Genomic DNA, 4,722 nt, shown 5'->3' with positions numbered 1-4,722 from the left:
AGCGTTGCTGGAGTTGTGGCCGACGTGCTCGACAGCGTGATTACACCGTCTGCACCGACCGTAGCGCTGACAGTGTTGTTCGTCAGCGACGCAACTTTGGAGGTGTCCAGGACGTCGCCGGTCTGTGCGCTGACAATGCTGACCTTCACGCTGGCAAGCGTGGTGTTATCCACGTCGCCAACGCTGACCGCTGCCGACGAGATCGACACGCCAGCGTGACCGCTGGTGACAGTGGCGGCGTAGTCGGTGCCCGCGTGAGCAGCATCGGTGCCTGGGCCGTTCAAATCCACGGTAGGTGCATCGTTCACCGGCTGGACGGTGATCGTAGTCACCGATGCCGGGGTGCTGGCAGTGATGCCAGTGCCGTCATCGAGCTGTACGGTCACGGTCGCAGAGCGGTCGACTTGGCCAGGCTCATCACTGGTGCTGCTGAAGGTGATGGCTTTGATGGCGGCTTCGTAATTGGCCTTTGTCGCATTGCCGGTCAAGGTCACAACGTTGCCATCAAGGGTGGCAATGATGCCCAGCGCCGGATTGATCGCGGTGATATCGAGCTTGTCCAGCGACTCAGCCGAGGCCAAGGTGATCTTGGCACCCTGCAGATTGTCGTTGTCGGTGTCGACAATGGTCAGGTTCGGCGCAATCGAAATCGCCGGAGCCTGTTCGCCGTAATTGACGGCGTAGTTGATGCCGTCGTGCTGAGTGTCTGTGCCGCTGTTATCGTTGGCACCGTTCAGGTCAGCAATTGGCGCAGCATTAGCCGTCACGCTGATGGTGCTGGAGGACGTACCGGTATTGAACTGCGACTGGCCATCATCTGCGGTGACGTTGATGGTGCGGTCACCGGTACCCGCCGACGTGCTGAAAATGACTTTTTGCAGGGCCTGCTGATACAGCGCCTCACTGGCAACGCCGGTCAACACCAGGTGCTGCGCGGTGCTGGAGGCGTCAACAGTGATGCCGGTGGGCAGGTCGCCGGCTTCGATGCTGAGCGTGTCTCCGGCTTTGGCACCGGTGCCAACGTCGATGCTCACTTTGCTGAGCGTGCTGCCATCTTTGTCAGTGATGCTGACAGCGGAGCCTGCAATCGCTACGCCGTCGTGGCCTTGAACGACCGTAGCTGTGTAGCCGGCTAGATCGACGATAGGGGCATCGTTGATCGGGTTGACCGTGATGCTAATAACCGATGCCGGGGTGCTGGCAGTGATGCCGCTGCCGTCGTCGAGCTGGATAGTGACCGTCGGGACGCGGGTGGCTTGGCTTGGCTCATCGCTGGTACTGCCGAAGGTAATGGCCTTGATCGCAGCTTCATAAGCAGACTTGCTCGCGTCACCCGTGAGCGTGATGACCTTACCGTCAGTGCTGGTAGTGGCGATGATACCTGCGAAAGCCGGGTTGCTAGCCACGATTGCGGAAGCGCTCAGCGTGTCCTTGGTTTCGGTGGTGGTCAGGGTAACCACGGCCTGTTTCAAGTTGGCGTTATCGTGATCGGTGATGCTTACGTTCGGCGCGATGGAGATTGGCGCTGCTTGCTCGGCATAACTGACGCTGTAGTTGTTGGTGCCGTCAGTGCTCGAACCACTAAGGTCGGCGACTGGCAAGTCGTTGGCGGTGACCGCAATTACGGTTTTTGCCGGAGCCGAGTCCACAGTGCCGTCGTTGACGGTCACGCTGACTGTGCGCGGGCCTTCTGTGGAGGAGGTCGTGCTAAAGGTGATGGCTTGGATCGCCGTCGCATAAGCAGCTTGCGATGCATTGCCACTGAGCACGATGCTGGTGCCGGAAGTGGTATCGGCCACGATGCCGTCGGGCAGTGTGCCCACCACGGTCAGGAGGTCGCCGGTGCTCAGGCTGTCGGCGCTGATCTGGATCGTTGCACCGTGGATCTGCGCATCCACACCATCCGGGTCGGAAACACTGCCGGTCGGGGCTGCGATGGCCACACTGCCGTGGTTCTGGGTGACGCTGGCAGCGAAGTCGATACCGTTGGACGTACCTGCCACGGTGTCTGGGCCGTTGAGGTCGACGACTGGTGCGTCGTTGGTCGCAACAATGTTGATCGTGGTGGTCGACGTGGACGCGGTAGCGGCGGCGCCGGTGCCGTCATTGACGGTGATCGAGACAGTCCGCGGCGTGACGTCGAGATTGTCTTGGTCGTTGTTGAAGGTAATGGCCTTGATCGCAGCGGCGTAGGCGTCTTTGCTCGCATCGCCGGTCAGGATGACGTGCGTCGAGGTGCTGGCCGGATCGACCGACACGCCGTTGTTGAGTGCCGCAACAGCCGCGTAGCTCAGCGCATCGCCGACTGCAGGACTGTTCAGAACGATGTCTGCCCCCTGCAGATTGGCGTTGTCACCATCAATGATGATGATGGCATCGGCAGCGATATGCACCGCTGGCGAACCTTCGGTGAAGACGGTGGTGAAGTCGTTGCCTGCATGAGCGGTATCGGTGCCCGGGCCATTAAGGTCGACCACTGGGGCATCGTTGGCGGTGACCGCAATCACGGTTTTTGCCGGAGCCGAGTCCACCGTGCCGTCGTTGACGGTCACGCTGACTGTGCGCGGGCCTTCTGTGGAGGAGGTCGTGCTGAAGGTGATGGCTTGGATCGCCGTCGCGTAAGCAGCCTGCGATGCATTGCCACTGAGCACGATGCTGGTGCCGGAAGTGGTGTCGGCCACGATGCCGTCGGGCAGTGTGCCCACCACGGTCAGGACGTCGCCGGTGCTCAGGCTGTCGGCGCTGATCTGGATCGTTGCACCGTGGATCTGCGCATCCACACCATCCGGGTCGGAAACACTGGCGGTCGGGGCTGCGATGGCCACACTGCCGTGGTTCTGGGTGACGCTGGCAGCGAAGTCGATACCGTTGGACGTACCTGCCACGGTGTCTGGGCCGTTGAGGTCGACGACCGGTGCGTCGTTGTGCGTCTGCACATGAATGGTGGTGGTGGCCGAGGCGCTGCCGCCGTTGCCATCCTCCACGACTACCAAGACCGTGCGATCTACAGTGCTTGGATTCGTGCTGGTGTTGCTGAAGGTGATGCCTTTGATGGCGTCCTGCAACTGGGTCAGCGTGGTGCCGGGTACGCCGGTCAGGGTGATAACGCTACCTGCCGGCGCCGAAGCTGTAATGCCGCCGCTCAAGCTGCCTACTGTCAGTATGTCGCCATCGGTCGTGACAGCCCCGTTAAGGGTGACAGTGACCGTGTAGATCGTACTGCTGTCGTGGTCGAGGTCGTCGATCTCGATAGTCGGATCGGCAATCGATACACCAGCGTCCTTCTCTACATAGGTGGTGCTGAAGTCATTGCCCTGATGAGCAGTGTCTATCCCTGGACCATTGAGGTCGAGCACGGGTGCCGAATTTGCGGTGACGGAGATTGTCGACTTGGCGACAGCCGAATCAACCAGGCCATCATTGACGGTAACGTTGATAACACGGTCAGTTGTGACATCCGAAGTAGTGCTGAACGTGATGCCTTTGATCGCGTCCTGGAACTGCGCCAAAGTGCTGCCAGTGGCGCTGGTCAGTACGATCTTGCCCGCCGTATCAGTATTTGCCGTGATGCCGCTTGGCAGATTGGCCTTCACGATGTTCAGCGCATCGCCAGTGAGGTATGCGCCATCGATGGTGACTGTCGCGGATTTGAGCGTGGTGTTGTCGGTGTCGCTGATCTGCACATCGCCGGCGATGGCTACGGTGGCGGTGTGGCCGACGCTGTACGTGGCGGCAAAGTCGTTGCCGGCGGTGCCTGTGTTGGTAGCGGCGTCCAGATCCAGCGTTGGTACGGCGTTAGCCTCAACCGAAAGCGAGTCAGAGTAACTGCCCGGAAGGTTCTGGGTCGCGTCGGTATTGCTGTCGGTGACTTCGATCGTCACGCCCCGGGCAACTGGAGTGGCGCTTGGGCCACTTTCGGCAAAGGTGATCGAACTGATGAGCTTCTGATAGTCATCAATCGAGGCGTTACCCGTCAGCACGATGGTAGTGGTGCCGTCTGGCTGCTGAGTCGGTGTCAGCGTGTAGTCGATACCCAGCGTGGTGTGGCCATCGCCCGTTGCGTAGGACGAATTGATGAGGTCATCGGCCTGCATGTGGGTCAGGGTGATGACCGCGCCGCTTAGCTGCTGGTCACCGCCGGTGTCAGCGATGGCCAGGTTCTTGACGATGTAAACGGCGTCGCCGTTCTCGTGGTATGCATTGCCGTCGAAGGTGATGGTTGGGGCGGTGTTAGTTGCCGCAGGTGCAGCCAGATTGATCGTGGTGGTTGCAGAACCTGTGTTTTTCGCACCGTCAGTGACCTCCACGTCGACCGTGCGCGCACCCGCTTCGGTGGAGGTGGTGTTGAAGGTGATGGCTTTGATGATCGCTTGATATTCGGCGTCAGTACCGGTGCCGACGAGGACGATGTGAGTCTCGGTAGTACCTGCGCCAAAGCTAATAGCAGTACCGCTTAGATCAACGTGACTGGTGTCGAGCTTGTCGCCTGACAGGTTGCCACTGAGATCGATGGTCGCACCGTTGATGACCTTGCTGTCATCGAAAACGGTAGCGGTCGTATCGGCGATATTGACGGACACGCCTTTGGCATCGCCGGTCAGGCTGAGGGTCAAGTCGACACCCGCCTGGGCACCCGTGCCTGGACCATTGAGGTCAACGACAGGATCCGTGGTGTCAGTGACCGGCGTTGTGCCAGGTGCAACTACGGTGATCGTAGTGGTT

Annotated in this window: 1 protein-coding gene; it reads right to left on the bottom strand. The window is 60.3% G+C overall.

The window, feature by feature from the left end:
• On the bottom strand, positions 1–4,722 hold a 4,722-nt coding region (locus tag ACI2KS_RS28565), incomplete at both ends, for a beta strand repeat-containing protein (RefSeq protein WP_404624386.1).

Origin of the sequence: Pseudomonas sp. NPDC087358 (assembly GCF_044900785.1) — a bacterium.
Lineage (GTDB): Bacteria > Pseudomonadota > Gammaproteobacteria > Pseudomonadales > Pseudomonadaceae > Aquipseudomonas.
This window is presented reverse-complemented; position numbering and strand designations above follow the sequence as displayed.